The 26,950-nt window shown below is 45.8% G+C and carries 28 protein-coding genes; 11 read left to right on the top strand and 17 right to left on the bottom strand.

The window, feature by feature from the left end; translation table 11 throughout:
- Nucleotides 1–93: 93 nt before the first annotated feature.
- The 4 genes from Pcarn_RS16910 to Pcarn_RS16895 all read left to right on the top strand — a co-directional run bounded on the left by Pcarn_RS16910 (nt 94) and on the right by Pcarn_RS16895 (nt 3,328).
- Nucleotides 94–858, top strand: a complete 765-nt coding sequence (locus Pcarn_RS16910; protein WP_261837099.1) for a hypothetical protein — start codon at nt 94–96, stop codon at nt 856–858.
- A 209-nt stretch (nt 859–1,067) separates the two neighbouring features.
- Nucleotides 1,068–1,310: a hypothetical protein gene (locus tag Pcarn_RS16905; RefSeq protein WP_261837098.1), complete on the top strand. Its 243-nt coding sequence runs from the start codon at nt 1,068–1,070 to the stop codon at nt 1,308–1,310.
- Nucleotides 1,311–1,459: 149 nt separating this feature from the next.
- Nucleotides 1,460–2,332 carry an aspartate/glutamate racemase family protein gene (locus Pcarn_RS16900; RefSeq protein ID WP_261837097.1) on the top strand — a complete coding sequence of 291 codons (873 nt, stop codon included), beginning with the start codon at nt 1,460–1,462 and terminating at the stop codon, nt 2,330–2,332.
- A 309-nt stretch (nt 2,333–2,641) separates the two neighbouring features.
- Nucleotides 2,642–3,328: a GntR family transcriptional regulator gene (locus Pcarn_RS16895; RefSeq protein ID WP_261837096.1), complete on the top strand. Its 687-nt coding sequence runs from the start codon at nt 2,642–2,644 to the stop codon at nt 3,326–3,328.
- Nucleotides 3,329–3,376: 48 nt separating this feature from the next.
- Here Pcarn_RS16895 and Pcarn_RS16890 read toward each other — a convergent pair whose 3' ends face one another.
- The 3 genes from Pcarn_RS16890 to Pcarn_RS16880 form a co-directional block, all read right to left on the bottom strand.
- Entirely contained in the window at nt 3,377–3,709 is a 333-nt protein-coding gene (locus Pcarn_RS16890) for a YnfA family protein (protein WP_261837095.1), read from the bottom strand.
- Nucleotides 3,710–3,782: 73 nt separating this feature from the next.
- Nucleotides 3,783–4,811, bottom strand: coding sequence for an SGNH/GDSL hydrolase family protein (locus tag Pcarn_RS16885; protein WP_261837294.1), 1,029 nt, complete (start codon nt 4,809–4,811; stop codon nt 3,783–3,785).
- 159 nt (nt 4,812–4,970) lie between these two features.
- Nucleotides 4,971–6,692 (bottom strand): sulfatase-like hydrolase/transferase, encoded by a 1,722-nt coding sequence (locus Pcarn_RS16880; RefSeq protein WP_261837094.1) that lies wholly within the window; start codon nt 6,690–6,692, stop codon nt 4,971–4,973.
- 637 nt (nt 6,693–7,329) lie between these two features.
- Here Pcarn_RS16880 and Pcarn_RS16875 point away from each other — a divergent pair.
- The 5 genes from Pcarn_RS16875 to Pcarn_RS16855 all read left to right on the top strand — a co-directional run bounded on the left by Pcarn_RS16875 (nt 7,330) and on the right by Pcarn_RS16855 (nt 12,149).
- The gene (locus tag Pcarn_RS16875; protein ID WP_261837093.1) at nt 7,330–7,716 is read left to right on the top strand and encodes an FKBP-type peptidyl-prolyl cis-trans isomerase N-terminal domain-containing protein; all 387 of its coding nucleotides are present in this window, start codon (nt 7,330–7,332) and stop codon (nt 7,714–7,716) included.
- Nucleotides 7,717–7,779: 63 nt separating this feature from the next.
- On the top strand, nt 7,780–9,123 hold the full coding sequence (locus Pcarn_RS16870; RefSeq protein WP_261837092.1) for an anaerobic sulfatase maturase: 1,344 nt from the start codon (nt 7,780–7,782) through the stop codon (nt 9,121–9,123).
- Between the two features lie 154 nt (nt 9,124–9,277).
- On the top strand, nt 9,278–10,393 hold the full coding sequence (locus Pcarn_RS16865) for an ABC transporter substrate-binding protein (protein ID WP_261837091.1): 1,116 nt from the start codon (nt 9,278–9,280) through the stop codon (nt 10,391–10,393).
- 74 nt (nt 10,394–10,467) lie between these two features.
- Nucleotides 10,468–11,328: a LysR family transcriptional regulator gene (locus Pcarn_RS16860; protein ID WP_261837090.1), complete on the top strand. Its 861-nt coding sequence runs from the start codon at nt 10,468–10,470 to the stop codon at nt 11,326–11,328.
- A gap of 155 nt (nt 11,329–11,483) precedes the next feature.
- On the top strand, nt 11,484–12,149 hold the full coding sequence (locus Pcarn_RS16855; protein ID WP_261837089.1) for a hypothetical protein: 666 nt from the start codon (nt 11,484–11,486) through the stop codon (nt 12,147–12,149).
- A gap of 177 nt (nt 12,150–12,326) precedes the next feature.
- Here the strand turns inward: Pcarn_RS16855 and Pcarn_RS16850 are convergent, their stop codons facing one another.
- Entirely contained in the window at nt 12,327–12,539 is a 213-nt protein-coding gene (locus Pcarn_RS16850; protein WP_261837088.1) for a hypothetical protein, read from the bottom strand.
- A gap of 109 nt (nt 12,540–12,648) precedes the next feature.
- On the bottom strand, nt 12,649–14,415 hold the full coding sequence (locus Pcarn_RS16845) for an SgrR family transcriptional regulator (protein ID WP_261837087.1): 1,767 nt from the start codon (nt 14,413–14,415) through the stop codon (nt 12,649–12,651).
- A 334-nt stretch (nt 14,416–14,749) separates the two neighbouring features.
- On the opposite strand from Pcarn_RS16845, the gene Pcarn_RS16840 reads away from it, so the two are divergent.
- Nucleotides 14,750–15,139, top strand: a complete 390-nt coding sequence (locus Pcarn_RS16840) for a VOC family protein (protein ID WP_261837086.1) — start codon at nt 14,750–14,752, stop codon at nt 15,137–15,139.
- A 2-nt stretch (nt 15,140–15,141) separates the two neighbouring features.
- The gene (locus tag Pcarn_RS16835; RefSeq protein WP_261837085.1) at nt 15,142–15,702 is read left to right on the top strand and encodes a sugar O-acetyltransferase; all 561 of its coding nucleotides are present in this window, start codon (nt 15,142–15,144) and stop codon (nt 15,700–15,702) included.
- Nucleotides 15,703–15,731: 29 nt separating this feature from the next.
- On the opposite strand, the gene Pcarn_RS16830 is transcribed toward Pcarn_RS16835, so the two are convergent.
- The 12 genes from Pcarn_RS16830 to Pcarn_RS16775 all read right to left on the bottom strand — a co-directional run bounded on the left by Pcarn_RS16830 (nt 15,732) and on the right by Pcarn_RS16775 (nt 26,757).
- Nucleotides 15,732–16,733 carry a substrate-binding domain-containing protein gene (locus Pcarn_RS16830; protein ID WP_261837084.1) on the bottom strand — a complete coding sequence of 334 codons (1,002 nt, stop codon included), beginning with the start codon at nt 16,731–16,733 and terminating at the stop codon, nt 15,732–15,734.
- A 9-nt stretch (nt 16,734–16,742) separates the two neighbouring features.
- Complete coding sequence (rbsK, locus tag Pcarn_RS16825; RefSeq protein WP_261837083.1) at nt 16,743–17,657, bottom strand: ribokinase; 915 nt, start codon at nt 17,655–17,657, stop codon at nt 16,743–16,745.
- Nucleotides 17,658–17,759: 102 nt separating this feature from the next.
- Complete coding sequence (rbsB, locus tag Pcarn_RS16820; RefSeq protein ID WP_261837082.1) at nt 17,760–18,641, bottom strand: ribose ABC transporter substrate-binding protein RbsB; 882 nt, start codon at nt 18,639–18,641, stop codon at nt 17,760–17,762.
- An 86-nt stretch (nt 18,642–18,727) separates the two neighbouring features.
- Nucleotides 18,728–19,717, bottom strand: coding sequence for a ribose ABC transporter permease (gene rbsC / locus Pcarn_RS16815; RefSeq protein ID WP_261837081.1), 990 nt, complete (start codon nt 19,715–19,717; stop codon nt 18,728–18,730).
- Nucleotides 19,714–21,219 (bottom strand): ribose ABC transporter ATP-binding protein RbsA, encoded by a 1,506-nt coding sequence (rbsA, locus tag Pcarn_RS16810; RefSeq protein ID WP_261837080.1) that lies wholly within the window; start codon nt 21,217–21,219, stop codon nt 19,714–19,716. The genes rbsC and rbsA overlap by 4 nt, the downstream gene beginning before the upstream one ends.
- Before the next feature lie 18 nt (nt 21,220–21,237).
- Nucleotides 21,238–21,657 (bottom strand): D-ribose pyranase, encoded by a 420-nt coding sequence (gene rbsD, locus Pcarn_RS16805; RefSeq protein ID WP_261837079.1) that lies wholly within the window; start codon nt 21,655–21,657, stop codon nt 21,238–21,240.
- Between the two features lie 211 nt (nt 21,658–21,868).
- Entirely contained in the window at nt 21,869–22,255 is a 387-nt protein-coding gene (locus Pcarn_RS16800) for a hypothetical protein (RefSeq protein WP_261837078.1), read from the bottom strand.
- Nucleotides 22,256–22,386: 131 nt separating this feature from the next.
- Entirely contained in the window at nt 22,387–23,046 is a 660-nt protein-coding gene (locus tag Pcarn_RS16795; protein WP_261837077.1) for an endonuclease III domain-containing protein, read from the bottom strand.
- Nucleotides 23,047–23,153: 107 nt separating this feature from the next.
- A complete protein-coding gene (locus tag Pcarn_RS16790) occupies nt 23,154–23,591 on the bottom strand; it encodes a GNAT family N-acetyltransferase (RefSeq protein ID WP_261837076.1) in 438 nt (145 codons plus the stop codon).
- A 248-nt stretch (nt 23,592–23,839) separates the two neighbouring features.
- Nucleotides 23,840–24,142, bottom strand: a complete 303-nt coding sequence (locus tag Pcarn_RS16785) for a DUF1330 domain-containing protein (protein ID WP_261837075.1) — start codon at nt 24,140–24,142, stop codon at nt 23,840–23,842.
- A gap of 159 nt (nt 24,143–24,301) precedes the next feature.
- Nucleotides 24,302–25,843, bottom strand: a complete 1,542-nt coding sequence (locus Pcarn_RS16780; protein WP_261837074.1) for a BCCT family transporter — start codon at nt 25,841–25,843, stop codon at nt 24,302–24,304.
- 2 nt (nt 25,844–25,845) lie between these two features.
- Nucleotides 25,846–26,757, bottom strand: coding sequence for a homocysteine S-methyltransferase family protein (locus Pcarn_RS16775; RefSeq protein WP_261837073.1), 912 nt, complete (start codon nt 26,755–26,757; stop codon nt 25,846–25,848).
- Between the last annotated feature and the right edge of the window lie 193 nt (nt 26,758–26,950).

The following is a 26,950-nucleotide window of genomic DNA, read 5'->3' as shown; positions in this document are numbered from 1 at the left end:
TTGCTTATCATCGATATACGGAAGACTAAATAGTCCAGCAGATTCAGGACTGATATAAATTGCGCCGTGTCCCACTGTTCACTCGGTTTATATATGAAACGCCTTGTTCCCCTGTTCCTAGGTCTTGCTTTAGTTGGATGTAATTCTTCTGACAATCAAAATGCTTCACAGCAGTTGCCACCGGTACATCTTCCGGGAGATATGATCCCTGAACGCCCTAATCCTGAAGGCCCAGGGCATCTACCGGAAGACCTGATCCCAGATCGGGACCCTAATCACTGGTATTTTGAAGCCTCTACGCGCTATGGCATGACAGTTGAAGACCTTGATGCAGTATGTCGCTATAAGGGAGAAGAGCATCCACAGATGTTTACCCATGTTTCGTGCAACTGGCAAAACGATGAACTGAGCGTGGTGTACTTCATTTCTCGTGGTCAAAGCGAGCCTGAGATGCTGTATGAGCACGCTTTTATCTGGGTGATTAATGACAAGCAGATCAACAACGGCCGTATCTGGCCAATGATCAATCACAATGCCATTGGTCTTGCCGACCAAGATGTGACCCTAGATGCAGAAGGTGCGACCATCAACATCTCTTATGACTGCAAAGACTATACCTGCCAGTACATCAATCATGTGTTGCTCGCTCGTGGTGATACGCCACATGTACGTTCAGACGGTAGACCACTGTTTGGCAGCACAGACTTTGATATGGATGCCTATAAGAATGCGGAGCGTTTCTTCTTCAACGCGACTTTCCGTCTTCCAGATGGCTCGCTTCATACGAATACCCTGTATCTATTTGATGACTTCCCTGCAAAGATACACAAGGTTCTTGCCCCTGCATTCGGCTACTAATAGCCAGGCTGAATTAAATAGCCTCAGAATCTAGAGGCTATAAATATTTGTCGCTCGCTACATATATCTGTGGCGAGCTTCATATTTTTACCCTCGCGATAAAAGCCCCTTCTTTACAGAAGTCCATGTTGTTTCAATACTTCCACTGATATTTATATTTCTAAAAAAGAAAAAAGCAGTGGAAAATCAAGAACAACAGGGAGGTGCTAATGTCTCATGGTAGACATGTACCACAGTTAAAGACGTTCGAAATCACATGGATAATGCTAGTAATCGCTCTCATTTCTGGGGTCACCTTCGCGGTAGGTCTGTTTATGATGGACATCTGGCATATACATAAATCCATACCTGGTCTGTCGTTGACAGAGGATACCTTAGCTACCTTCACCGGAGCATCAATGGTCATCTGTCTGATCTGCACCACCCTATACGTTGTGCTCCCAAACAAGTAAATCCGATACGAAACACAATAGCGAGGTTAGATACCTCGCTATTTTTTTGTCTAAAGAGTGCTTAGAGGATTCGATCCATCAAGGTTGAGTTAGTCATCCACCCAATTGCCCCTAACCTAGGTCCCAAGTTAAATCTATGGAGACTGATGATGAAAAAAATTCTATTTGGAGTGATGGGCAATATGGGCCCAGAAGCTGATGCACTGTTTCAAGACATTGTGGCTAAGAAAGAAATCGAGCACGGCGCCCTCAAAGACCAAGACCATATGGGCATGTTAGTGGTGAAAAACCCTGATATTCCAGACCGCTCAGAAGCAATTAATGAGGGCGGGCAGGACCCAGTACCTGAAATGGTGAAATCTGCAAAAATGCTTGAGCGAAACAATGCTATGTTCGCGGTAATGACCTGTAATACGGCGCACTACTTCCGCGAACAGGTTCAAAAGCAAACCCGCACCTATATCGTCGATATGCTCAAAACTACGGTTGACCATATCAAGGCTGACAATCCTGAATCAGTTGTGGGTATCCTATGTACCAATGGTACCTATAACTCGGGCATCTATGACACCTATCTTGAACAAGCCAACCTTGTGTATGTTAAGCCAGAGCGTTTCGAGCAAGAGCACTATGTGCATAGCGCCATCTATGGTGAGGTAACAGGACAGAAAACCGAGTGCGGACAAGATATCCGCCACAAAAACGGCATCAAGTCTGGCGAGTTTGAGCGAAATGCGGGGCTACTTGCTCTAGCTATTCAGCCCCTTGTTGAGAGAGGCGCAACCACAATCATCTTGGGTTGTACTGAACTACCTCTAGTGCGTAGCTATCTGCAAAAGCAATTCCCACAGCTAAGCTTTATCGACCCTATGGAAGCCGTTGCCGATAGAGTGGTAGCAATCTACCAAAGAGCTGAAATTCTTATCGAAGCAGGTTACTTTCCAAAGGTTGGGTTAGAACCTACTCAAATCCATGAAGACCAAGACATCATTGATTACATCTTGAGTAATACTTCTTACTGATAGCGAAAAGCGAGGGAGCCGACCCAAGCTGTTTATATATGAAAAAGGAGCTAAATGAGCTCCTTTGTCTGGTTTAGAGGCTTTATGTATCCACATCGCCTACAACATCCTCATGTGACAGGTCACCAGAGAGCCCTACTTGGTGTCAATGAACCTATTTTTGACAGTACAAATTAAACCATCAAAGAATAAACTTAAACAACCGCACTGATATATCAGCATGAAAAACAAATTAAATTATAGTGGAAACGTATCAAAAACAACCAACAGCCTTTGATTTGTAATTACATGCATTGTAGACTCATATTTATGAAATATATCGAGGTTTACCAGTCAATCAGGGCTGACATCACTTGTGGCAAATTTGCAGCTTGGTCTCAGCTAGATGGTGAGCACGCCCTAGCCGAACGCTTTGGGGTAAGCCGCCCTACCCTGCGCAAAGCCATAGAGAAGCTGAAACAAGAGTCTTTTGTTCACTCAAGACAAGGCTCAGGTATGTTTGTAAACCCGCCAGAGTTTTATCAAGACAACAATCTGACCAGTATCTCGGAGCGCATTAACAATGATGCGGTATTGAAGAATATCGTGTTGGAATTTGCTGAGGTAGAGGCGGACGAAATCCTAGCCGAGAAGTTCAAGATCGAGCTTGGCGCTAGCATGTATCACTTCAAGCGCATGCGCATCATCAATAATGAGCCATCTATCATCGAAGAGACCTGGATGCCAAAGGCGATGTTCCCAAGCCTAAAGGAGCAAGATTGCGAGTCTTCGATGCTTAAATTTGTTGAACGCGAATCAGGCCAAAACATCAGCCACGACGCCAAGACCATCAGTGGTAAGGTACTTAACGACAAAGAAGCCTTCTTGCTACGCAAGGAAACAGGTCATGTGTGTCTGTCTATACATCACCATGTTTATCTACTCCACTCTGTACTGGCGCAGTATACGATTGAGACGTTGGCTTCAAATGAGCTGACTACCGTTTCTATTCGATAGTTGATTTTCAGACCTCTTTGAAGAAAAGAGGTCTGCTACTGTTCGCGCTTAACCTGCCCTCGGCGCAAACATGATGATCGCCATACCAAGTAGCGACACTGACACACCTACTACATCCCACATACTTGGCTTAATGCCGTCCACGGCCCATAGCCACAAGATAGCAACGAAAATGTAGACGCCACCATAGGCGGCATAAACCCTACCAGCGGCTGTTGGGTGAAGAGATAACAGCCAAGCAAACAAGCCCAAAAAGAAAGCCGCAGGTAGTAATAGCCACACAGACTTATCTTCTTTTAACCAAAGGTAAGGTAGATAACACCCTAGTATCTCTGCAATTGCGGTGATGAAAAATAGGCCGACTGTTTTTAACTCTGGCACTTAGGTTACCTGTTGAGATGGAGATAGAGAGGCTGAAGTATCTCATTCAGCCTCAGATTAGGCTAGTAATGCGCTAATCATCATCCTGTATTGCTTCTAATAGGCCTTGCGCGATAACACTATGTCCCTGAGTTGTTGGATGGATTTCATCGAAGTACAAGAAACCTGGGCATACAAATGTAGGGTCATTGATTGGACCGCCAGTAAATATGTTGGCGCACGCTAGATCGATTTCAGAAAAACCAAAGCTCACTGGTGACGCGACAAGTTTTTTTTCTAATGCGAATAGATCAAATTCAATGATATTTGAGTCTGGGAATTGTGCCTGCAACAGCTTTAACCCTTGGCTCAGTTGAGTGTTGTAAAATTTAGTTAGGTGGGTTGCTGTCTGTGGTAGATACCTAGCCTGAAATCTCTCAGAAAAGTTATTTGCTTCGGAAAGCTTTGATTGGGATAAGATGTCAGATTCAGGGATTAGTCCTATGTCTGGAGCATTCATAACTACTATGTTCTTTGCGCCAAAAGAGGCTAACTTGCCAACCTCAGTAACATTCGCTTCCACAGCATCTGCAAGTTGAGAGTAGGCCTCGAAACGAGCAAAGAAACCACCGCTTTTCCCAATACTATCTTGGATGATGGCCCTAGCATCTCGAATATCATTACCACCTACACCCACAAAATACAGAGCAGCTGGATCTATTTGATTTCCCTGAACAACGCCTTGAGATTGCAAGAACACATCAACTTGAGTGCTAAGGTTGATCACATTACCAGCGGCTCCTGCATCAGGGTTGTTCAAGGCGCGAGCCCCGCCAACCGCAAAATTGCTTCCGATAATAGGTGCACCTTCAACCGCGAGTGCCACAAGATAACCTGATGGCACTAAGGGAATACCTAACTCTTGTGCAAGGTATTCCACAGCAACATCACCGTTAGTAAAACTATCTACATAAGGCTTAATTTCTTGAACCTGCGCTAGATTACCATTGTCAGAAAGGCTATCCCCGAACACATAAAAATTGCTGTAGTTAGGCGTGTCTGCAAAAGCGGAATTGCTGAGAATTAAAGAAAGGCCGAGTACTTTTAGTGGAAGTAGTTTCATCACACATAAACTCCATTTTACTAGATGTAAGAGGTAAATTTAGTTCAAAAAAGCAAACTTCAGCCTTTTACGCACAGACATCCCTTTAGTGTTAAAACAATAAAAAAGCCCTCACAGAAATACTGCAAGGGCTTCAATTCAGACTTCAGAGAGGTTTAATTACTTCTCACGCTTCCACTCATCTTGTTGGAAGTTTTCGTAGCCTTTCACGTTTTGCATGTGCTCACGAATATCGATTGGGAAGGTTTCCTCATCCACTCGTAGCTCACCCGCTTTACGAAGGTCTTCACGTGGGTTCTCAACTGAGATGAATGGCATTGCACGCTCCTGTTCGATGTTTGGATACGCATCGATCATCATGTTGTGGCGAGCCTTCATGGTAGTGAACATACCTTTTGCAGGGAACATTGGCAGCATCATACCAACACGCTCACGTGGGTCAGCGTAGATGTCATAGTACTCAGCACCTGATAGACCTTTAGCCGCATTACCTGCATGCCACTTGTAACGACCTTTCACAATCGCACCTAGCTCATCACCGGTGTAGATGTACACATAGTCACGACGGCTGTGAGTATCACCGTTAATGAACAGTGAAGTTTGGTCAACACCATCGATAATACGGTCAGTCGGAACATGCTCTAGAGCGCCACCTAGACGAGCAAAGGTAGTAAACAGGTCCGTTACGTGAAGGATATCACCTGGGACAGAACCCTCTTCAATCATACCTGGCCATGTCGCCACCATAGGAACACGAACCGCACCCTCGGTGTACATACCCTTACCACCTGTGTGTAGGGTTTCGTTCATACCCACTGGACCACCGGTTACCATAGGGCCATTATCTGCCATAGCAATAATTAGCGTGTTTTCTTCAATGCCTAGCTCTTTAACCTTGTCCTGAATCTCACCTAGCATGTCATCAATGCGAACTAGGCCTTCAGCCAGAATTGAGCCGTTTACTGTGCGGAAATCTTCACCTGGTTTGATGTTTAGGAAAGATGCCATAGTCGGCCAATGTGCAACATAGAAAGGCTTGCCTTCATCGACACTGCGCTCAATGAAATCTAGAGTACGGTCAGTCGCTTCTCGGTCGATGTTGTAGTAGTAGTCTTCGGTTGGCTCGCCCCACTCTGTTACAGGACCGCCTTTGTTACCTTCGAGCGCATACACAAAACCATTTGGACGCCACTCAGGATCCAGCTCATATGGATCTTCTGGGAACATTTCAGGCATCAGTACGCCTTTCGCAAGAACGCCGTGTTGACCACGTGCATTGTAAAGACTTGGTACTTGGTTGTATGGCGTCCAGAATGCTTCATCAAAGCCCTGCTCATTCATGTTACCGCCTTCGGTATCACCTTGGTGAGCTTTACCGTGGAATGCAGTCTTATAGCCCGCTTCACTCAGTATTTCAGCGATAGTCACCTCAGTACGTGGCAGACCTCCATACTCGTATGGGAAACCAACGGTGTACATGCCGTTCCGTACTGCATAACGACCGGTTAGTGCAGCAGCACGTGTGGGAGTACAAGAAGGCTCGGTGTACATACGCATAAAGTTTGCACCGTCTTTGGCCATCTGGTTCATCACAGGTGTTTCATAGCCACGTGTTTTTTGGATATCCGGAATACCCACATCACCTAGCGGTGTGTCATCCCACATATAGTGAATGATGTTAGGTTTAGTACCGAAACGAGCCTCTAGCTCAGCTAGCTTTTTATCAAGTTCACCATCTTCAACCGCCCAACGCTCACCGCTTTGTGCGTGCAGAATATAGTGTTCTGCATCGTGAATGATCTCATTTGCCTGTACAGTAGTGGCACCGAAAGTAGCAGCTGCTACAGATGCCGCGACTATTGATTTATTAATTTTTAACACAGTATCGCCCTCGTAGATTATGTACTGCTATTCGGTTTCGAGTCTGACCGGCTCGCTTGTGTACATAACGAATAGGTGGATTATTTAGTCAGCTGTTTGGATAAAGTAACCAAACCAATTAGCTCCTTGAGTAACACCTTTCCTAGTGCGGACAACTAATCTTTTTTCTGACGGATTCGCCTTATTTCTAAATAGGCATGTGCTCCGTGCGATACGTATCCTCTAATTTATCTTGCTTTCAATCAATTAAGTAAACTTTACATGAAACCTCACTTTTGTTTATGTTTTACGTATATAAATAAAAGCAGAAGTAATATGTGGAAATTAATATTTAAGTGGTCTTATACATCTAAATATAAATTAACTCATTGCATGAACCACAAACCAATTCAATCCATTGAACGTTCGAAAACAAACAATAAAGCTAGCTTTACTTGTCACCTCAATCTCGTTTATGTATCAGTTATCACACCTCCAAACCATTGATAATATAAGTATTATTTAACTATGCAGCCTCGATAAATAACCTCGACTTTATCTATCAATAAATTAATGCATTTCACTTTATAAATATCTCTTTTATAGTTCATCGCAATTCAAGGCGCACTGCCTTATTCATTACTAATCAGAGGTAATCATGGATACTAAAATCGCTCTAATAGCATTATCTGCGTTAATTACTGCAGGTTGCCAAACTGAAGAAACAACAGAAAATAAACAGCCTGTAGAGGTTGTTGAAAATTCAGCAACCGAATCGAGTGAGGCATATATTCCGAGTGATAGAGCGGAACAAAAAGCCTACGCATTGGGCTCAACGGTTGCAATACGAATGTCGATGGAGCTTGAGCAGTCCGCTGAAATCGGTGTCGAGATCGATAAGAACTACGTCCTTCAGGGCATAACCGACACCCTCACTGGCTCATCACTAATTACCCCAGCGGCATCTACAGAACTGCTTGAAGAGCTAACAGAAGACATTGCTAGCGCAGTGGCTCAGTTAGAGAAAGAAGCCGGTCTTCAGTAACAAGCCCCTCTTTAGCGAAATAAGACATCAATTGTGTGTTAACAACCAAGTGACAGGTAAGATATGACAAGCATCAACAACAACCACACCTTCAACGGTAGCCCTATCAAGCGCACCCATATCATGGCAAAGCCTATTGGTGCTGCATGCAATATCGATTGTACTTATTGCTATTACCTGAGTAAGCAAGACCTACTTGAATATAAGAAAGGCTGTACGCCTAAACTGAATCAGGCTGAGCTTGAGAACTACATCAAGATTTATATCGAGTCTCACAATGCCCCAGAGATCATATTCTCGTGGCAAGGTGGCGAACCTACTCTTCTGGGCTTGGAATACTTCAAAACCGTTGTTGAACTGCAACAGAAATATTGTCCTTCAGGGGTCACAATTAAGAATGACCTGCAAACCAACGGTATTCTTCTAAACGATGAGTGGTGCGAATTCCTCGCCAAGCACGACTTTTTGGTTGGCCTGAGTATTGATGGTCCAGAGATGCTACACAATGCGCATCGCAAGAACCGTGCAGGTAGAGGCACCTTCAACCAAGTAATGAGAGCGGTTGAACTGATTCATAAACACAAGGTGTCGTTTGCCACCCTGACCTGCGTGAATAACCTCACTAGCCAGAATCCAGTTGAGGTGTATCGATTCCTGCGTGATGTAGTGAAATCGACCCAGATGCAGTTCATTCCTATCGTTGAACAGAAAACCTTCCGCACCGATGCACCACAGAGCGGCACGGATTCTTGGAATACAGAGAATCAGATCCTACAAGGTGATAAGCGCCTGATCCCAGGCAATAAAGACTCAGTAGTAGAGTCATTCTGTGTGTCTGATCTTGGCTGGGGTAATTTCCTTATCGCTGTGTTTGATGAATGGGAAAAGCAAGATATTGGCAAGGTATTCGTTCAATATTTTGAGGCCAATCTAGCATCTTGGATTGGTGAGAGTAGCCAGCTTTGCACCCTTAATCCTGTTTGCGGGAAAGGGCTAGCAATGGAGCCAAATGGCGACCTTTACACCTGTGACCACTACGTATATCCCGAGCACAAGGTCGGCAATATCCATCATGACAACCTCGAGGGTATCATCTATGGCGAGAAGCAACAGGAGTTTGGCTATAACAAGATTGAGTCACTAACCAGAGAGTGCCAGACCTGTGAATATGTGTTTGCTTGCTATGGCGAGTGCCCTAAGAACCGTTTCATCAAGAACAAGAATGGCGAAGCCAATCAAAACTACCTGTGTGCTGGCTGGAAGAAATACTTTGCCCATATCGACCAGCGCATGGCAAGAATCGCGCGCCTTTATGGTTATCCGGTGAAGTTTGGTCGCTACAACGATGAGCGCATGGCACAGATGCTTGGTCAGAACCAGCGCCATATCTTTAACGTGAGCTACTAGTCGAGTAGGCAGTTCCTCCCCACAGCCTCAAATCTAACCATCAATACAAGAGCAAGGTAGGCCTCAGCGCCTTGCTCTCGGTCGACCTACGTCCAATAAAAGCCAAGTCTCACCAAATTTACGAATTATCCCTATCTAAACTGGAGAACAATAAATGAAACACAAGATAAAAATAACCAGTCTGCTTCTGGCATCATCAGTCGCGTATGCTGATACCAGCCCTACCACACAAGCCCAAGTGATGGAGAGCGGCAATCTGCAACTTACTATCTCAGGCTATGACTTTCCTCGTCTTGAGCCTATTTTAAGTGGCAAGGTCGATATCCAAGGTGTCGATCTGGAGTTCAAGAAAATGGGTATCGGTGAGATGAACAACGACGTGCTCAACGGCGATCAGACTCTAGATATTACTGAGATTGGTCTGCATCCATATATGCTCGCCTATGCCAACGAAGAGTTCCGCGACTACACCTTGCTACCTATCTATCCTCTCAGAGTTTTCCGCCATAAGAGCATCTTTATCAACACAGATTCTGGCATTGAAAAACCAGAAGATCTGAAAGGCAAGACTATAGGCACACCTGGTTACTCTTCCACATCTTTAACTTGGATCCGAGGCATGCTCCAAGACGAATATGGCATCACACCCCAAGACGTAAACTGGGTTTCATCTGACGCTGACTCGTCTAAAGAGCTGACAGGAGCGGTTTCAGCACAGGAAGCCGTTATGCCAAATGGTGTGGTCATTCGCACCGGGAGCAAGGGCAAAGATGAGTCCGAGCTACTGGTAACGGGTGAAGTAGATGCACTATTCCATGCGGCGGAACCAAAGGCCTATGTAGAGGGTGATGAGCGAGTAGGACGCCTGTTTGCTGACTCACGCTCAGCTGAGCAAACTTACTACCAAGAGACTGGCATCTTTCCAATCATGCATGCTGTCGCTATCAAGACAGAACTTTTAGAAGAGCATCCTTGGTTAGCCGAGGCTGTGTATGACGCATACATTGAAGCCAAAGATATTTCTTACGCTCAAATGAATAAGCTAGGTTGGGCTGCCGACATGCTTCCTTGGTATGTCCAAGAGATAGAGTCTACTCAGGCTCTGATGGGAGAGAACTTCTTCACCTATGGCTTAGATGAGAAGAATACCAAAACACTTGAGACCTTATTCCGCTACTCATACGAACAGGGGCTAGCGAGCAAACAGCTAAAGGTTGAAGAGCTCTTCCATCCATCAACACTCAAATTCACCGATTTAAGCGAAGACTAACCACCTAAATCCCTGCAGTCAGCAGCCTGTTGTTGCTGACTGCAACCCATTCTAAACGCTAAGAGAGGTAAGAAATGGACCTAAACCTGTTAACCACTTTTTTATCCGTGTACAACCGAAAATCAATAACGTTGGCGGCCGAAGAGCTAAAAATCAGCCAACCTGCAGTGAGTGCAGCGTTAAAACGCCTAGAGAGTAGTTTAGGCAAACCACTCTTTGTTCGAGATGGTCGAGGTATTGCTCCGACTAGTTTTTCCGTTGCTCTAGCGAAAAAAATTAGCCATCCGCTTTCTATTCTTGAAGGTGTTGGACAACAAACTGGACATGTAAAACTGTATTGCACCGAACTGCTACTTCACAAGATTGCATGTATCGAGGCGATTGATATTGCGGCTACCCCTGTAAGCGAGCAAGAAATCATAGATAACATGGTGATGCAGAAGGTTGATTTAGTTATCGATGTGATGCGCAACAATTTTAGTGCACTCGTATCTGAAGAAATATACGAGGAAGAAGCTGTTTGCTTGGCAAGAGTTGGTCATCCGAGAATAGGCGATACGATAAATGAGGAGCAATACTATAAAGAGCAACACATAGCGTGGAGATTTCGCCGAGATAACTTAAACACTCTAGAGTTTTTGGCTGAGCAACCGGTCAAAGAGCGGCAGGTTAAGGTAGAAACCGAGTCCATTTCCTCAATGCTGTCACTGGCTTCGAGAACGGATTACATTGCTTCGGCTCCTCGTTCTATCGCTGAAGAATTAGCACCACAGTTTGGCTTAAATATTTATGAATATCCTATCAAACTGAAGCCTGCAAAAATAAATATGATTTATCATCGCCGCCATATCAATGACCCCTTCCATAAGAATATAAGGGAAACGATAAAGTATTCTTTGTCCAAGAATATTGGTCCCTCTAGGCTGTACGGTTAATTTAAAACTCGATAGTGTTTAATAAAGCAACACTAGCCTCGCATATATTCTAGACATCAGCATTATTTATTTCTTTCACAAAGACACCATTATTTAATGATCTAATTTATCTTGTTAGCCTTTACATAATTTCATTTACAGTTGGTTCTATTTACATGCGTTCTATTTATAAATACATTTTGGTATCAAGTTGCCTATTAGCCACAGGTTCGGTACTCGCAGAAGATGAAGCGAAAAGTGTCGATATGGCTGACCCTACCGCTGTTTACTCGAGCGTCGGGGCAAGGTTGGATGCGGATGGCAACTTTGATGTCACTACAGGGTTCTCTTGGGGTAGCAACTTATTGTTAGCCGAGACCAAAGACGGATTTGACGCCCTCAAATTTCGTTATGCCCATATGAATCTATGGAACAGTATCGGTGTATATGCCGAATCCAAGATTGAGCTGGACGGCAACTCCGGCTCAACTGCAAGCATAGGGGGGATCTCGACGATTCAGATAAACGATAGCCTTAAGTTTCACCCCGTCCTAGTCCTTGGGGGCTTGGAGATTGAAGAGGATGACTGGATTGCAACTAGCACCTTAGGTCTCTATACCCGTGCAAAGCTATACCCAGGCTTATCACTCGGCTTTGACCCTTTTATCAGTGTTGGTGAATCAGGTTATAACAGCTTCAGTGCCGATCTATTCCTCAGCTATCAGATGGGAAATAATCAAATACGTTTGGGTTACACTGGTTCGAGTATGGAGTATGACGATTTAGACTATGATAAGTCATTTGATGGAGAAGCATATATTCAATATAAAATTGCTTTTTAAAACTGCCCTGAATTAATAAATAGACAGATTTAGAGAGATATATCTATTGAGATTTACACAATAAACATATTAATTAGACCAAGATATAATAAAAATCCAAAACGAAGGGTTGGCAAGTTAAAATCTATCTGATTAGATATTCCAACCATTTGATTTGGAATATCTAATCATCTACTCCTAAGTCTGTTGCCGCACGCTGGGTGTCTCTTTCAAATGTACACTCGCTTGCGCTATAACATCAGGGACTTCAAAGACAATTCCGCGATAGCACGCCTTATTATCTTCGCAGATCCACTCAATGCTGTAAGGCACTGGCACCGTATCTTCATCATCAGATGAGGTGGCATAGAACACAGCTGTAATCGCAGCTATTGTCGCTAATACTGGCATAATCTCTCCTCCTATTTCGATATAAAACAGGATATAGCGAGTACCTAACGGTATAAATTAGATCAGCTTAGGTTCAAACCTCAACGTTATTGATAAGCAGATATCTAGACTAATTAGCTTGGCTTTCATCACTCCAGATATCTTGGAGAACAGGCCAGCCCCAGGTGTTCATAGCCACGTTTTTTAGTACACCTTCAAAGCGCAAGGTCTGACGATGGTGAAACATAGGGATAATCCAGCCAGATGTAATCAGGGCCGATGCGATAGGCTCCAGTTCTTTAAGGTATCTTGTTATAGGTTTTTCGCTTCTAATCTCTGTCAGACGACCTTTTAACCAAGTAGCATCTTGAACAGGCAGGCTTTGGTGAATAATAGGATTCGACCACATCCAATAGAAGGCTGAAATAGGGCGATTCTCATCTAGGTTCATGCTGGTGAGTAGCAAGTCCTCACACAGTGTATTGTCGCTTGCACGCTGATGAAACTCTTCAAATGAGTATATCTTGGTCGTACAAGTCACCCCCACGCGCTCTAGTAATTCAGTGATTATCGGGGCACATTTTTTAAGGGCTTTGTGCTCAAAGGTGCCTATGGTCAGCCTCTTCGGAAGTGATTCTACACAGTCTTCAATTTGCAACATGCCGAGCCAATCAGGGAGCAGATTGTAGGCTGGAACAGCTTCGACTTTATCCGTTGTAGAGGCTACCTGCTGCAAAAGCCGCTCGGTGGAAATAAGCTGGCCTAGATACTTACGCTGAGACAAAGATAGTTGTGCACGGCTATTCACTAGGGTCAGTAGGCACCCATCCTCGATACTGCTTCTCTGTTCACTCTCCGATTCAGATTGCCCGCCCTCTACAGACAAGTAGTTGGAACAAAGAGGGATGGTCTGCTTCCCTGTTCCCGCCTGAAGCACAGTGTCTCCAAATACTCGCGAAGATTGCTCTACCACCTGCCAAATCGTAATCGACTCTGTGAGTGCTCGAAAGCCATGATAATCATCAAAGGCCTGAAGAGTCAGTTGCTGAAGGCTGTGTTCAGTGACTTTGAACATGCCACTGCCAACCACTTTCCTCGCTTTGGAGTCTTGAACGCTAGGCTGAATTGAATACTTAATCTGAGATAACAGGCCCGCTAAGCCGGGGTCGGATTCACTTAATTCAAGCTCAATACAAAGAGGATTGATTGCCCGCATCTCTTTAATATGAGCGAGTTCTTGCTTATATACTGCGCTCTTTCTAAGTTGTTGAAATAGCTCTACAACAACTGCCGAGTTAATGTCACTGCCATCATGAAATCTAAGGTAAGGTCTTAGATGAAATCGCCACACCAGTTTTTGTTCATCGTAACTCCAGTGATGAGCGAGGTCCGTCTGAATATGACCTAGTTCATCACATCGAGTGAGGCAACTGTATACCTGACGCAATAGGAAACGCTCACTGTTTCTCTGAGGGATATGTGGAACTAAGGTAGAGAACTGGCGGTTATAGGTAAGCTGAACATGGAGCCGCCCTTGGTGCTGTTGTGTGCCAGAGGTACTTTTCAGCAGGCGGCCAAACAGCTCTTGGTCATTGTCTATGAGGTTTAGTGCTTTCTCATAGCTTCCCTCTCTTATGAGTTGCTTCGACAGCTCTGCCTTCATGCCTTCCAAACTGTAGTTTAGGAAGAGGTGCGAGCGTTGATTGCGCCCCACTTTTGGAGTCCATTCTATCCAGCCTGCATTGCTGAGCTCTTTTAGTAAAGCACGACAGTGCCGTGTACTGGTGAACATGGTCTCTGCAAGTTCTGGAAGTGTGGTGAGTATCTCTTTGCTCACCCCTAGCTTAGCCAAACGAGAAAAATAAAGAATCTGTTTTTCGACATTCAAAATAGGCACTCCCAGTAACTATAAATTTCCACATTTAACCGTACAGAGCCAATTTTAAGCTAAAAACCTTATTAAAACAGCAATATGTGGAAATTTATAGATTTCCATTCTCTGTTTTTGATTTCCGTATTTTATTGATAATAAACCCAACTAGCGGAGGTTATGACATGTTGACAGCAATGAAGGCTTTTATTCTAAACCTGAACTCAAAACCCATTACCCACTACTACCAATCCCGATGTGAAAGCGCAAAAACCACATTGGAGCGGGAGATGATAGCTTACACCCAGTCATTACTTTCTCTCTATGACTGGAATGAAACGACAAATGACAAGGCGGACAAATGAAGATTGAACACATAGCAATATGGTGTGAAGACCTAGAGAAAATGAAGTCCTTTTATGAGACCTTCTTCAATGCCAAGAGCAATAACAAATATGAAAACCCAAAAAAGGGATTTTCTTCTTACTTCTTGTCTCTTTCTGAGGGTGCTCGTATCGAGTTGATGAAAATGGACTCGGTTGAGACGCTACCCAAGGATGTTCAAAAGCAGTTCACTGGCATGGCACATGTGGCGTTTTCGCTGGGTAGTGTCGAGAAGGTTGAAGCGCTTACTGAGTCTTTCGCCTCTAACGGGTTTGAGGTTATCAGCGGACCGCGATGGACGGGTGACGGATACTATGAGAGTGAAATTTTAGACCCTGAAGGCAACCGAGTTGAGATAACGACCTGATTATGAAAACTGAAAAAGAAAAGATGTTAGCCGGTGAAGCCTATCTGGCTTCCGACAAAGAGCTGTTTGAGGAGCACACTCGATGCCGTGAGCTCCTAATGAAACTGAACCAAAGCACACGTCACTCAGATACTTGGAAATCAGCAATAGAGAGCTTGTTACCAAACAGGGTGGACATACCGCAGATCAATCCACCCTTTTATTGTGACTATGGCAGTAACATCATTTTTGGGAAAAACTTCTACGCCAACTATAACTGTACTGTGCTAGACGTAAATACAGTGGAATTCGGCGACAACGTCATGCTCGCCCCTAACGTGCAGATATACACGGCCGGTCACCCTCTCGATGTAAAACAGCGCGTCGAGGAAGGCGTCGAGTTTGGACTGCCAATAAAGATTGGCCACAATGTATGGATTGGTGGCGGGGCAATCATCTGCCCAGGAGTAAGCATCGGAGACAACACAGTGATCGGTGCTGGCTCCGTGGTCACCAAAGACATCCCAGGGAATGTACTAGCTGCCGGAAATCCTTGCCGAGTACTGCGTGAACTGAACAACTAGTTAGCGACGAGCCTAAACTGCCATTACCCTCAAAGCGGTCTAACAGTATCGCGCTCCACCAGTTTAGGCTCTAGCTGCACTATCTGATGTTCGCTATCTTGGCTCTGTAGTTTATTCAAAACCGCATCCACAGCGGCTTTACCCAGTCGGAACTTAGGCTGATGGATTGTAGTGAGTGCCGGAGTCATAAACTTGGAGATGTGCAGATCATCGTATCCAATGACCGATAGATCTTGTGGGATCTTAATACCGTGTTTGGCGGCGGCATTGAGCGCACCCATAGCCATCATGTCATTGCAGACAAACAAAGCACTTGGCAGTTCACCCTTAGCAATCAATCGCTCAAGGGCCTCGAATCCGCCCTCGCACTCAAAGTTACCCTCTTCTATCCACTCTTGATTTAAGTCGATATCAAACTCGTTCAGAGCCTGCTTAAAACCATCCAAACGCATCTGAGCCTGATGCTTAGACAAAGGACCAGTAATACAGCCAATATCCTTGTGCCCACAATCAAGCAAGTGCTTGGTAGCGATATAGCCACCCTGCAGCGAGTTGTCTTGGATCTTGTCACTTTCGAAGCTGACCGAGCCCCAGTCCATTACTACCAGAGGGATGCTCGGGTATTTGTCGAACACCTCTAGCTTCTCACCCTCGAGGGATGGGCACATTAAGATAAGGCCATCCACACGCTTTTGCATCAAGGTCTCGATGGAGTCTCGCATTCGCGCTTGGTCGCCCTCAGTGTTACACAGGATAAGGTTGTAGCCACGCTGGTAGCAGTGGCGCTCTACCCCTTTTACCACTTCACCAAAGAAGGGATTGGTGCTGTTAGTCACCAACATACCTATGGTATTGGTGCGGTTGGTTTTCAGGCTTCGCGCCAGCGCAGATGGAAAGTAATTCAGCTCTTTAGCTGCCTTGTTGACGCGCTCAGAGATCTCTTCGCTCACATAGCGACTCTTGTTAATCACATGGCTAACCGTTGAGGAAGAAACCCCTGCCAGCTTAGCTATGTCTTTCATTGTCGCCATATGTATCCCTTATTTTTCTAAAAATGCATCTACTTCATCGCGGCTTGGGATGGATGTCTGCGCACCAAATCGGGTAACAGAAATCGCAGCAGCCGCATGGGCAAAGATGATCGCCTGTTGCAATTCCTTACCCTCGATAAGCCCAGTCACGAGCGCACCATTAAAGGTGTCACCCGCTGCCGTAGTATCTGTCGCTTCGACTCTAAAGCCTTCAACGATGCGACCTTCACCGTTCTCACTTACCCACACGCCTTTCGCGCCAAGAGTAATCATCACGGTGCGAATGCCCTTTTGATGGAGCTTATCCGCGGCTAATTGTGCCGTTTGTTGGTCAGTAACTGCAATACCCGTCAGCACTTCTGCTTCGGTTTCGTTTGGAGTGATCATATCCACCAGCGCAAGCAGTTCATCGGAGAGCTCACAGGCTGGCGCTGGGTTTAGGATAACCTGAGTGCCGTTTTCTTTGGCATGCTGAGCTGCTTTTTGAATGCCACACAAAGGTGTTTCAAGTTGTGTGAGAAGGTACTCAGCGCTGGCAATGGCTTCCAGGTCATCCGTAATAGCGTCAGCGGTTAGGTCTGCGTTTGCCTCAGCTGAAATACAGATGCTGTTCTCGCCACTGTCTGCTACCTGAATCATGGCGATGCCGGTTGGGCGTCCCTCTACAATTTTTACGCCTGATGTATCGATACCATCGCCCTTAAAGTCTTCGATGATATTGATACCAAAGGCGTCACTGCCCACGCTAGCGATGAAGCCAACGTCTGCGTTCAATCTTGCTGCGGCAACCGCTTGGTTTGCGCCCTTACCACCAGGGATCACCTGATAGTTGCGACCGTGTAGTGTCTCTCCCGGACGAGGAAAAGATGGAACCTGCAACACATGGTCAGCGTTCACGCTGCCCAAAACGACTAGTTTGCTCATTGGTTGCCCTCTGGAAATGGGGTGATAAAGATAGGTATGGGCACTTTGATAAGAACCCAGACATATCTTGCCCCCTCACCAGAGAGGGGGCAAATAAGGTAATTACTGCTTAGTAACCACTTTTAGAGGTACTGGAATGTACTCTTCAACTTGCTCGCCTTTCAGCATCTTGTCTGCAGTCTCAACACCCAAAGCACCGATCATGTCTGGTTGCTGTGCGATAGTTGCAGAAAGTAGGCCACGATTAACCGCTGCGATACCATCATCTGTGCCGTCAAAGCCCACGATCATTACGTCTTTACCAGATGCTTGAACTGCGCGAAGTGCACCCAGCGCCATCTCATCGTTCTGAGCAAATACCGCTTGAACGTCAGAGTTTGCTGCTAGTAGGTTCTCCATTACGTTTAGGCCCTTAGTGCGGTCAAAGTCAGCAGGCTGGCTCGCTAGCACTTGCATCTTGCTTTCTTTAACAGACTTCATGAAGCCTTCACCACGCTCACGTGCAGCAGAAGTACCCGCAATACCCTCAAGTTGGATTACTTTTGCTGTCTCACCTACTTTCTCCATGATGAACTTACCAGCCATCTCACCACCAGCAACGTTGTCTGATGCGATGTGGCTTACTACCTCACCACGGCTTGCACCACGGTCAAGAGTCAGTACAGGGATGTTAGAACGGTTAGCCATACGGATAGCGTTCGATACCGCGTCTGAGTCTGTTGGGTTGATCAGAATCGCTTTAACGCCACGCACAGTCAGGTCTTCCACGTTAGAAAGCTCTTTGCTTGGGTCGTTTTGCGAATCAAGAACGATCAGGTTGTAGCCTAACTCTTTTGCTTTCGCCTCAGCACCGTCTTTCATGGTGACAAAGAACGGGTTGTTTAGGGTTGAAACAACGATCGCCATAGTGTCTTGAGCTTGCGCTGCCACAGACATAGTCGATGAAAGCAGAGCCGCGGAGATCAAAGTAGTTAGTTTTTTCATTGTAATTTCCTTGTGTAGGGAGAGGTTTCCAACTGACTAGCAAGCCAGTCAGTTGGCATTCCTTTAGGTTTGTTTACCAAATGAGATTATTTATTTTTATTGTCTACCATCACTGCCAGAAGGATCACGACAGCTTTAGCAATCATCTGGTAGTAAGAAGATACGTCGAGTAGGTTTAGGGCGTTGTTGAGGAAGCCGATAATAAGCGCACCGATCAGGGTTCCCATGATGCGACCCTTACCGCCCATCAAACTAGTACCACCCAATACAACCGCTGCAATCGCGTCTAGCTCATAACCCATACCAGCGGTTGGCTGAGCCGAAGACAAGCGAGAGGTAACGATAATGCCAGCAAGGGCAGCCAACATACCGCAGATGGCGTATACGCCGATCTTCACGCGGTCTACGTTAATACCTGAAAGGCGAGTTGCTGATTCATTACCACCCAGAGCGTAAACATAGCGACCAAAGCGGGTGTGGTTTAGTAGATACCAAGCCGATGCAAATACGATAACCATTAGCCAAACAGGAACTGGGATGCCTAGAGCGTAGCCAGTACCAAACCATGCAAATGCGTCAGCAGTCTCGGTAAAGCCAGTAGAGATAGGACGGCCGTCTGTGTACACCATGGTCACGCCGCGAAGCAGTGTCATGGTCACTAGGGTTGCGATAAAAGCCTGCACCTTACCTTTGGCAATGATAATGCCACTGATAGCACCCAAAGCTGCACCGGCAAACAGAGCAGTCGGAACTGCAATCAGCACCGGCACCTCAAGGGCTATCATGCTGGCAGCAAATGCGCCACACAGGGCAAGCACTGAGCCGACCGAAAGGTCGATACCTGCGGTTAGGATAACCAGCGTCATACCTACCGCGATAATCGCATTCACTGAGGTCTGGCGAAGGATGTTAAGGATGTTGTCTACGGTGAAAAAGTTCGGGTTCAAAAACGACACCACGACAATCAAAAATAGCAGTGCAATCAGAGACTTCTGCTCGATTAACCACTCTTTGCTAAACAGCTTTTTGCTGCTGTCCATTTCAGTTGTTGATTTGCTCATAGCCTTGCTGCTCATGCTGCTACCTCATTAATACTCTTGCCAACGGCGCATGCCATTAATTTCTCTTGGTCTGCCTGTTTGGCATCGAATTCACCGCTAATTCGACCTTCATGCATCACTATGATGCGGTCGCTCATGCCAAGCACTTCTGGCATCTCAGATGAAACCAAGATGATGCTCATGCCATCGGCTTTGAACTTGTTAATTAGCTGATAGATCTCTTTCTTCGCACCCACGTCTACACCACGGGTCGGCTCATCGAGGATAAGCACTTTAGGTTTGGTCATTAGGCCCTTAGCGATAGCCACTTTTTGCTGGTTACCACCTGATAGGTTGCCAATGATCTGGTCTCGGGTCGGGGTCTTGATATTGAAAAGTCTGATGAAGTCTTCAACCGCTATCACCTCTTCGCCGTGTTGAATACGACCACCTTTAGTGAGCTTATCTAGTGAACAAAGAGACATGTTCTCTTTCACTGAAAGGCCAAGCACCAATCCATCACCCTTACGGTCTTCCGAGATATAAGCGATACCATTGGCAAGGCCATCTTGTGGGCTGACTGGATTGATCGTGCGATTGTCTAGGTTGATAACACCACGCTCGCTCGGCAAGGCGCCATAGATAACCTTCATCAGCTCAGTACGTCCTGCGCCCATTAGGCCGGATACGCCAAGGATTTCACCACGCTTTAGGTTGAAGCTGATATCATGTACGCCAGAGCCGGTAAGCCCTTTTACTTCGAGGCAAAGGTCACCATGACGCACATCGATTCGAGGATATTGTTCGTCTAGCTTACGACCTACCATCATCTCGATAAGGCCATCTTCATCGGTCTCAGAAACCTGACACTGACCAATAAACTTGCCATCACGAAGCACAGTAATGTCATCACAGATCTCGAAGATCTCTTTAAGACGGTGCGAAATATAAACAATGCCGCAGCCCTGCTCACGTAGCTCACGGATTACAGAAAATAGAGATTCAGTCTCGGTGTCAGTCAGCGCATCGGTTGGCTCATCCATGATGATGACCTTGGAATCAAACGACAACGCTTTAGCGATCTCCACCATCTGTTGCTCACCAAGGCTTAATGCTCCAAGCAATGTCTTTGAGCTGTGCTTCACATTGAGACGGGCAAGTAGGCGGTCGGCCTCTTGATACATTTGGTCCCACTGAATGCGACCAAATTTTGAAGTGAACTCACGGCCAAGGAAGATATTCTCGGCGATGGTCAACTCAGGAATCAGGTTTAGCTCTTGGTGGATAATGCTGATGCCTGCCTCTTGCGAATCGCGAGGACCTTTAAAGGCAACGGGGGCATTTTGATAGAAAATAGAGCCGCTATCCATGGTGTAGATGCCGGTCAGCACCTTCATCAGGGTCGATTTACCGGCGCCGTTTTCTCCCATCAGGGCCATAACACGGCCCGGGTAGACATTGAGGCTGGCTTTATCTAGCGCCTTAACGCCAGGGAATGCCTTTTCAATCTCTGCGAGTTGTAGAATGGCTTGTGTCATACCAATTCCTCTAATGGGTTAAAAAACCACGCCAGCTTGAAAGATCACGTTTGCGTATGGAGTGCACTCACCGGTTCTAACTACAGCACGGCTCTCACGTGTCTTCGCCTTGAACTCCTCATGAGACACATACTGAATGCCAATCTGCTTGCCACAGCGTGACTCTTCAGTATTAAGCTCATCAAGCAGTGCATCATGAAGCTCTGGGCTCACAGTTTTGAATTCTTCAGCGATAACCACGCCCTCGATCTGAGACTCAGTCAGGATCACCTTTACCGTGTCGATAAAAGACGGCACGCCATGGGTCAGCGCAAGATCAATGCGTTGCACCTCATCTGGGATAGGCAAACCTGCATCGCACACGGTTATTTCATCTGTGTGGCCAAGGGTTGCAACCAGATAGGATATTTCTGAGTTGATTAGGGTGCTTTTTTTCATGTCAGAGACCTTTTGCTTAACGCTACTTTTTATATTTTGTTAACGTCGAGAAATACACATCGATACGTTTCGATGAGATATTAACTATGATTCAGAAATTAGAAATATTCAAAGATTGAATGTGTGATCGGGATCGAGACTGGATCTAGGAAGAATGTGAAGGGGGTATCAATTAAGGGGAACTAAGTGCCCCTAATTGAATACTAAACTGTCAGCTTATTGAGGCCTTGAGCAAATCGACTTGTTGCTCAAATAGGGCCATATCAGCCTGTTTGTTGGACTTAGCTACGGATACCCACTGCTCTCCAGTCTCATCGATATGTGCGAATTTGACCTGAAATTCGTACCTTTTGGCGGTAAATAGGGCAAAGATAACGCCAACAAGCATAGCAACTGGCGCAAGTATGGTAGCGAAACCACCAGGGCAGATAACCCAAACAATGCTGGAAAATAAAGCCCCAATAACTAGAACCCTAACTAACTGACTTTGATATGAATTTTCTCTAGCTCGGGCACTTCTTATTCTATCGAGTTTGTAATCGTCAGACTTGAAATAAAACCGATTCCCCTGAATGCCAAAATCTTGATTATTTAGCACAAATGCCCTCATATTCAACAAAGTGGAATTAGGAATAAATTAGCGCACTGACTAAGTAACTGACTGATTTAAAATCATTTCTGTGATCAAAGGTCTGAAGTTATTGGAGTTATATTCATCCAGATCAATATTTAAATGCCGAGCTTCTTACACTCAAAGAATAAGGGACACTCTTCGCACATTGGACGCTTTTTACAAAACCTCTGCCCATGCTCCACCATCAAGCCATGATAGTAGGCGTAGATCTTGGTATCGGACGCAATGGCTTGTTGCATCATATCCCTGAATGACTCATAGCTCTTCGGAACCGTGAGACCAAAGCGAGAGAAGATCCGCCTTGCGTAGGCATCAATGACGAACGAGGCCTTGCCGATGGCATAGGTCAAAATTACATCTGCAGTTTCACCACCCACACCTTTAATCGCCAGCAGTTCACTGCGAAGTCTATCGAATTCTTGTGCGCGCACTAATTCAATATCAAAGCGGTATTGTGCATACCATGCAGTGAGGGCTTTTATCTTGATAGCTTTCTGGTTGTAGTAGCCACTAGGACGAATCAGGGGTGCCAACTCATCTAAATTCATCGCAGATATTGACCTAGGATTAAGTCGCTCACCTAGGTTGTCTATCGCCTTCTGAGCATTGTTCCAGTTGGTGTTCTGAACCAGTATAGCCCCCAGCATGATCTGATAGGCATCATCGCTTGGCCACCAGATAAAATAACCGTAATGAGACTCTAGGTCATTGAATACCTTACGGATGATCGCGTTATCAGAAACTTTGCTAGACATAGAGGAGATCCTATTGAATTGACCTAACAGCAGGATAAAGACGGAAAACCCCGAGCTTATTATTCTCGGGGTTTTCTTCTAACAGATAGGTTGAGGTCTTTTCGAGACTACTTATCCAGCTCCATATGCAGAATTGGGAATGGTTTTCCCATATCATCGAGTGGTGAGCGTGAGGTCACCTTAAAGCCCATCTTTTTGTAGAAGCCAGTGGCTTCCGGATTCTGCTCATTCACATCTACCTTGTTCACGTCAAAGTGCTCAAGGGCATATTGCAATAACAGTTTCCCTATCCCTTGCCCTCTGGCTGAGTCCAGCACAAACAGCATCTCTATCTTGTGGTCATTGACACCGATAAAGCCAAGGATAGCGCCGTCCTCATCCTTCGCACACTTGAGTGCGACTGCAGGAAAGGCGTGTTCCATAATGATGGGTTTAAAAAACTCGATGTCTTCTTCTGTGATGAAGTCGTGAGTAGCTCGGACTGAATCTTCCCAAACCGCCAGCATTTCTGCGTAATCGGCAGGGGTCACGTCATAGAGTTTCATCTGTTTTAAACTTAGGTTGTCGACTCGGAATTGAGTCGCTAGCCAGTGTACAACAAGTTGTTTAATGTCTAAACAAAAGGTTCCATAACCAATGGCTATTTGCGTTCTAAAGGCCAGCTTCTTCTTTTTGCATCGCTCGCGGGTTAGGGTGCATGAGTCGACATTGGCACCTGGCTTGAATCACAGAACGCTCTTCCTGCACACACGAGTTTACCTAGCATTCTTGTGCAGGTGCCACTCTTTCTCACTTAAGCGAGATCATCCTTAGCTTCAATCAACACATGGTCACTGATAGAGCCCTCGGTGCGAGCCTTGAGGTGAGGCAAATATTCTGGGTCGTTCATGAATGCAATCGCAGCCTCTTTGGATGGCCACCAAAGGATGATGCGCAGTGCTGGCTCGGTTCCTGCTCCCTCAATGCGTTCGTGATTCACGGTACGTGCCACATACTTGCCACCATGCTTTTCAACTATGCGGTTGGACACAGGAACATAGTCCGCTTGCCAAGTATCTGTGGTTGGGGTCACTTCAAGAACCGAATAATAAGCCATCTTCAAAACCCTTCTGTTGATGCATGATGTCCAAAACAGACTTAAGCATAGCAATAGGTTTTGAAGTTGATAATTGCTCTACAAAGGTAATCAGTTTCAATAAAAACTAAAAAATCCCTTCAAGCACAGAGCTTAAAGGGATTTTCGCTTAACGCTGTATCAAGCAGTCAGTTGTTCAAGCTCTGCTTGTTCGTTTTTCGAGGTTTCGCTCTCCTTAACCTCATCTCCTGAGAGCTGCATCATCAGGGTTCTGACCAAGATGGCGTAGATAAACATCATCGGCAGACCTGCAACCACGCACAGTGATTTGATGGTATTAATGCCGCCACCGCACAGGAACACGCTGAAGCTTATAAGCGCAATGGCACCTGCCCACAGTAGTTTCACCTTGTTGTCTGGGTCACCGCTCAGTGCTAGTTGGTTGGTGGTGAGCATAGATGTTGCCACGCTTGCACTCGACATTGTGGTTAGCATCAAGAAGAACTGTATTACCAAGAATACCGCTAGGATTACATTCTTCGCAGGCAGAGTCTTGATAAGAGAGACCACAGCAAAGGTTAGACCGCCATCGCTCATCCAATCCTGCACCGGATAGCCACCGAGTAGCTGCGCCCATACTGCGTATCCACCGAAGATAGAGATGAAGAATGCACAGCCAAGAGAGCCCATCGAGATAGCATACAGAATCACCTCACGGATAGTACGACCACGGGATATACGAGTGATAAATAGACCCATCATGATGAGATAAGCGTAGTACCAGAACCAGTAATACTGAGTCCATGCCTGTGGGAAACCGCTTTGCTGAACTGGGTCCGTCCACAGCGACATACGGAAGTAGCTATCCAGCATCACACCAATGGAATCGGTAAAGTTATTCAAGATAAAGTGTGCATTGGATGAGAACAGCACAAACAGAGCAAAGCCAATGGCCGCCATAACCGTATAATCAGATACCTTGCTAATCCCCTGATTAAAGCCCACCAGCATTACTGCTAGAAGAACCAAAACAAACAGCAGAATGATGCCACCTTGTAGCACTAGGCCATTCTCGATACCAAACAACTCAGATGCACCTGTGCTAAGCAAGGTTACCGTCAATGCTAGAGAGCTCGCGAATGCTGCCAAGGTACCAAAGATAGCCAGAAGATCGATAAACTTAGCCACTACAGGGTTCTTACCTACTACTGGTTCACACAGGGTAGAAAGCTTGAGTGTGCGTTTCTTCTGAACGTAAAACGCATAAGCAAAAGGGATCGCTGGGAAGCAATAGATAGCCCAGCCTGTAATTCCCCAATGGAAGATGGAATAGGTGACCGACCATGCTGCAGCTGCGTAGCTATTGGTATCTGCAAACAGTGGTGGCGACTGCAGATAATACATAGGTTCGCCGATGCCCCAATAGATTAGCGACGCGCCGACACCTGCGGTAAAGATCATACCGCCGTATGAGAAATTCGAATATTCAGGCTTGCCCTCTCCCAAACGGATAGAGCCATATTTAGAGAAAGCCAGCCAAAATAGAAAGCCCACCAAAGCTAAACTGCCCAGTTGCACCAGCCAACCGAACCAGTCGGTCACAAAGGTCATGGCATTGCCGGCCATCGCCTGGGACTGGTCGGGGAAGAAAGAAGAAACGGCCAGCAACAGGATAACTAGCGCGATAGCGGGAATGGCTAGGCCAAAGTTAAGGTTCTTCACGATTACTGCTCCATCTCGTTTACTAGGCTGTCACTCCATGCTGCCAACTCTTGAATGTGGCTTGGTTCGATGCCACAGCAGCCGCCAATAATGCTCGCACCCAGTGCTTGCCAAGTTTTTGCGAACTCTAGATATTCCACAGGAGAGAAGTTGCGTAACTCTTGGATGGTGTCATTGGCCTGATGGCCCGATTTAATTGGCGTAAAGCTGTTGGCAAACACGCCTATGGTGAGTGTTTTACCCGCTTTTTCTAGGACTTGATTAACATCCTTGATTGCCTGCTCGACTACCTCAGGGATGGAACAGTTAAAGAAGATACCGCTGGCATTGGTTTTAAGAAGCTGCGCCACCGCATCCGTTACCAACTCACCTGAGCGAAGACGCGCAGGTTCATCGACTTCATCAATCAAGGTGTAGGAGATGTAGCTTGGCTTATCAGTCTTCGACAGTACTTGAGTGATAACCTTAGCCTCTGCAATGCTGGCTACCGTCTCAGCAAGCCAGATATCCACGTGTGGCTCTTGTGCCTTGAACAAGGTATCGCTTATCTCCAAAGCCTTTTGCGCTTCAAACAAATCAGGACGATATGAACCAAATGCAGGTGGAATAGAACCAGCAACCAATACCTCTTTCTGAGACTCAGTCACTGTATCGCGCGCAATCTTAGCCGCTTTTTCAGCAAGCTGAGCGCCTTGCTCTGCATAAAGCTCTTCACCTAGGTGAAATGGTACACAGGCATAGCTGTTTACTGTGATGATCTCTGCGCCCGCCTCAATAAAACCAAGATGCGCTTGTGCCACATGCTTAGGCGATTCGATAAGCGCCTGTGCGCTCCACAATGGTTGAGAAAAAGGTGCACCGATTCGCTTAAGCTCGCGTCCCATGCCACCATCTAAAATCGTTACCTTTGTCATTGTAGACTTCCATACTGCTAAACGGATATGACTCCATTCAACCACAGTGTGATGGAAATCAAAGTGAAAACTCCTCAGCATCAACATGAGCAAAATTCATGTTGGCACTATGAGTTTTACTCATGTTCAGAATCGCTATGCACTCAAACTCATGAATCAAAACAACAATTGAGCAAGCCAAGGCTAAGTTGCG

The sequence above is a fragment of the Vibrio ishigakensis genome (assembly GCF_024347675.1).
Taxonomy (GTDB): domain Bacteria; phylum Pseudomonadota; class Gammaproteobacteria; order Enterobacterales; family Vibrionaceae; genus Vibrio; species Vibrio ishigakensis.
Note: the sequence above shows the minus strand (reverse complement) of the source record. Positions and strands in the feature narration are given on the sequence as shown.